General features: G+C 55.8%; 4 protein-coding genes and 1 pseudogene. 3 read left to right on the top strand and 2 right to left on the bottom strand.

Annotated features, from left to right (window positions below; translation table 11 throughout):
• Window positions 1-114: 114 nt before the first annotated feature.
• The 3 genes and pseudogenes from ACOYNV_RS26805 to ACOYNV_RS26795 all read left to right on the top strand — a co-directional run bounded on the left by ACOYNV_RS26805 (window position 115) and on the right by ACOYNV_RS26795 (window position 1,010).
• The gene (locus tag ACOYNV_RS26805) at window positions 115-363 is read left to right on the top strand and encodes a hypothetical protein (protein WP_422902873.1); all 249 of its coding nucleotides are present in this window, start codon (window positions 115-117) and stop codon (window positions 361-363) included.
• 184 nt (window positions 364-547) lie between these two features.
• Window positions 548-757: pseudogene (locus tag ACOYNV_RS26800) on the top strand (BrnT family toxin); the annotation flags it as partial.
• A 4-nt stretch (window positions 758-761) separates the two neighbouring features.
• Window positions 762-1,010 (top strand): BrnA antitoxin family protein, encoded by a 249-nt coding sequence (locus ACOYNV_RS26795; RefSeq protein WP_422902872.1) that lies wholly within the window; start codon window positions 762-764, stop codon window positions 1,008-1,010.
• A 445-nt stretch (window positions 1,011-1,455) separates the two neighbouring features.
• Here ACOYNV_RS26795 and ACOYNV_RS26790 read toward each other — a convergent pair whose 3' ends face one another.
• The gene (locus ACOYNV_RS26790) at window positions 1,456-2,769 is read right to left on the bottom strand and encodes a type II toxin-antitoxin system HipA family toxin (RefSeq protein ID WP_422902871.1); all 1,314 of its coding nucleotides are present in this window, start codon (window positions 2,767-2,769) and stop codon (window positions 1,456-1,458) included.
• A gap of 1 nt (window position 2,770) precedes the next feature.
• The gene (locus tag ACOYNV_RS26785) at window positions 2,771-3,106 is read right to left on the bottom strand and encodes an XRE family transcriptional regulator (protein WP_422902870.1); all 336 of its coding nucleotides are present in this window, start codon (window positions 3,104-3,106) and stop codon (window positions 2,771-2,773) included.
• Window positions 3,107-3,396: the final 290 nt, after the last annotated feature.

Genomic DNA, 3,396 nt, shown 5'->3' with positions numbered 1-3,396 from the left:
GGTGGCTCCATTAAGCCGCGATTCAAATGGCTCCATAGGGGCGCGAGATAACATGCCGAAACCTTCAAGCTATACCCGGTAGGCACTACGCCTTCACTACATAGGAAATAGCTTATGAAGACGTCGATTCGCTTCGAAAAATTCCTCGCAACCGAGGCAGGCGCGACTTCTGGTGGGTTCATCGTGGGTTTGGGTTCCTCCAGGAACCACGATGCGCCGCAAAAACACGTGTCGAAGAATTACGAAAAGGACAAGAAGGTAGAACAAAAAAGCGGAAGAAGAAGGCGAAGAAAACCCAGATTTGAGATAAAAAAACACGAAGAAAATACAGAACAAAACCATCAGATCAACGGCGAAGAATAGACACATTCACCTTGTCGGATGTCAGGCATTACCAACTCGGCGCTCTCAATGAAGACAAAGCCGCGGGCTTACGCACGCTACCAGGCCGAGTCCTTGATTGTATGTATAAAGTATGTATAATTGAGGCGTGGACATTGACTTTGACCCGACCAAGAACGCGGAGAACATTTGAAAGCACGGAGTCGCCTTTGCGGATATAGAGGGCGTCTTTTACGACGAATTCGCATTAACCGACGAAGACACGAGCTATGGTGAACAGCGTTTTTTGACTTTGGGCATGGACGGCTTCGGCCGTATCTTGGTGGTTTGTTACGCCTATCGGGATCCGGACACAATCCGAATCATCTCTGCGAGAAAAGCAGTCCCGCAACAACGGAAACAATATGGTAGGTGACCAAATGGAAACTGAACACGACTTTAGCAACGCCAAGCGGGGCGCCGTAATTAGCGCTAGCAACAAAAGCCGGATAACCATTCATCTGGATTCAGACATATTGGATGTGTTTCGGGCGAATGCCGCAAAAGAAGGTAAGGGGTATCAAACCCTTATCAATGATGCGCTGCGCCAAGCAATGATGCCGCATGCAGAACCGGTGACGGAAGAAACTCTTCGGAGAGTAATCCGAGAAGAATTGAAGGCCGCCTAACTCAAGCCCTGCCATCTGCATGCTCCAGCCACAAGGCTTATGTGTGGTTTTCCCACACCACCTCCATTAATTATTCGTCTTATTAATTAGTCCTATTCCCATGATTATTGCATGGTAATGGGTCATTAGTGAACGCTTGCCTACAGCCCTATCCGCCGAAGGATTGCCTATTAGAAGGGGGCATACGGGACGTTTCGTATGCCCGTTATGCAAAACTCCAGCCCAAGCCCTACAAGACAAGCTTGGTTTGATATTCGTGACGGAATGGGTCATCTGCGTAGTAACCCCCCCTTGCCCTGCGCGAACGCTATACCTGAGCACAAAAAAACTCACAAATTGCCAAATGGTCGCAAAGCACTACGACATCAAGATGGGCACGACCGTCGACTGGGCAGCCGGCGGCGTCAAGAAGTTTTTCTCGCGTGAAGAAGGGTGAGTCCGCGCGTCAAGTCCTTCGAAATGGGCTTGTCGGCCTTCGTTTGGGCGGCGCTCCCAGATACCGGTCGGCGTCAAACGTCTGTCGCTGGCTCAGCAATTCGTCACCGTCGAGGTGCTCTGCCAAGCTCTCCAGGTCGCTGCTCGACACCCCGATGGCTTCAAAATGCGCGCGCCAGGCGTTGACCACCCCGATGACTTGGACGACTTGTGCGGCGGCCTGGGCTGGCTGAAGCCCAAACGCATCGCACTGGGACATCGCGTTGACCAGCGTGGACTCTTGTCCGTACGCCCCGCAGATGAACTCTTGATAGCCCTGGCCGGAGTTGGTGGGGAGTACGTCATACGCCGGGGCCAGTCTCAGCCGTCCATTGGCAGTGGGATTCACCACTAACAGCGCGTGGTTCTTTTCGTGGTCGTCGGTATTGTCGACCAGGATGTTGAACACCATTCGGCGGAACAGCTCTTGGGCATCGGCCAGATGCGCGTCGCCCTGGCTTACCCCGACTCTGCGTAGGATTCGGGCGAGTTGCGGATATCCCATTTCTGGCTCGGTGCCGGCCGGAGTGGCCGCTCGGATAGCGGTTCCCGCCGAGATGCTGTGAATGCGCTGGCCATCCACTCGGTCGAATCGCCGAATGGCCAAGGCATTCGCCGCCGCGAGGTGAATGACCTGGGTCTGGGCGACGTTGATGCTAGCCAGGGCTGCTAACGTCATGGTTGCGTGCTCGATGAGCGGAGCGTCGACGTACTCGTTGTTGAAGAACTTAATGACCCACTGCTCGCCCTCGATGTCGATAAGGGCCTTGGGCTTCGCGCCGCCTAAAGGGCTGCCACCCCCTTCAATGATTTTGGCTTCGAAAGTAGTCAAGGCGTCACCGGCTTCAATCTTGGCCACAACCTCGCTGAGGTCTTGGGCTTGCGCCAAACGCGGCAGGGGACCGCCTTTTCGGGGGAGGTAGGTGGTGGGTGAGGTCGAGACCCCTAACGCCCCGAAGCGCTCGTCACCAGCGTAGTAGAGAAACTCCATCAACGACGTGCGCTTGGGTTTGTCGATGAACCGGATGACTTTTTCACCCCAGCGGTCTGGGCGCGTATCATCCACGGCACCGACTGCGCGGGGCGCGCTGGCGCTCAGTCGCCCGGGCGGGGAGAACTCGTTGTCCACAAGGGGCAGGTCCTCGCTGAGTGCGAATCCATTGGCCAACCAGTCCCCGGCGTAGCGGAGCGAGACGCCCTTGCCGGCGGCAACCAGCTTCAAGGCACCTACGTAGCGAGGCATCGGGTCTCCCAGGTACCAAAGGTACAAGTCATCCAGGCGCATTTCAGTCCTTCTTGCTGTTGTTGGGGGGGGCTGCGCGCATGCGGGCGTCCGCGGAGGCCTGCGCGCGGGCTTGGCCGAGCTCCACCGCTGCTCGAACGTTCAGCTCGAGCGCGCCCTGGTCCTGTTCTGGTGCCGCCAAGTTTCCCAGCTCACCATCTCGGTTGATGAGCCACAAGGCGCTTGCGATGATGCCGATGCTCACTGTTGGGTCGCCGGCTTCGAGACGCTGGAGCGTGGAGAGGGTGACTCCCAAGCGCTTTGCCCAAGTGCGCAGCGATTCCTTGCGGCGTAAGCGGGCCACCGCCAGGTCGGCCCCCAGTTTCTGGAGTGCGCCCAAGGTAGCCGGAGGCAGTTGTTGGATGGCTTTGGTAGTTTTCGACATACCGATATAATAGCACAAAAAGCTATAAATTGCAGCTCTGTATCGTTACATTTAGATGAGCCCTATGAATACTGGCGAGGGACGGATTTCGAAGGCGGAAACATTTCCAAGGGTGTTACTACGCAGATGACCCAAAGAATGCCGGTTTTAGCCTACCGGTGCGTATTCCACACCAATCTGGACACCCATTCCACGCGAACCTGGACACTGATTCCACGGCAAACTGGACAGTGATTCCAGAGCAA

The organism is Propionivibrio sp., from assembly GCF_049316945.1.
Classification (GTDB): Bacteria; Pseudomonadota; Gammaproteobacteria; order Burkholderiales; family Rhodocyclaceae; genus Propionivibrio.
Note: the sequence above shows the minus strand (reverse complement) of the source record. Positions and strands in the feature narration are given on the sequence as shown.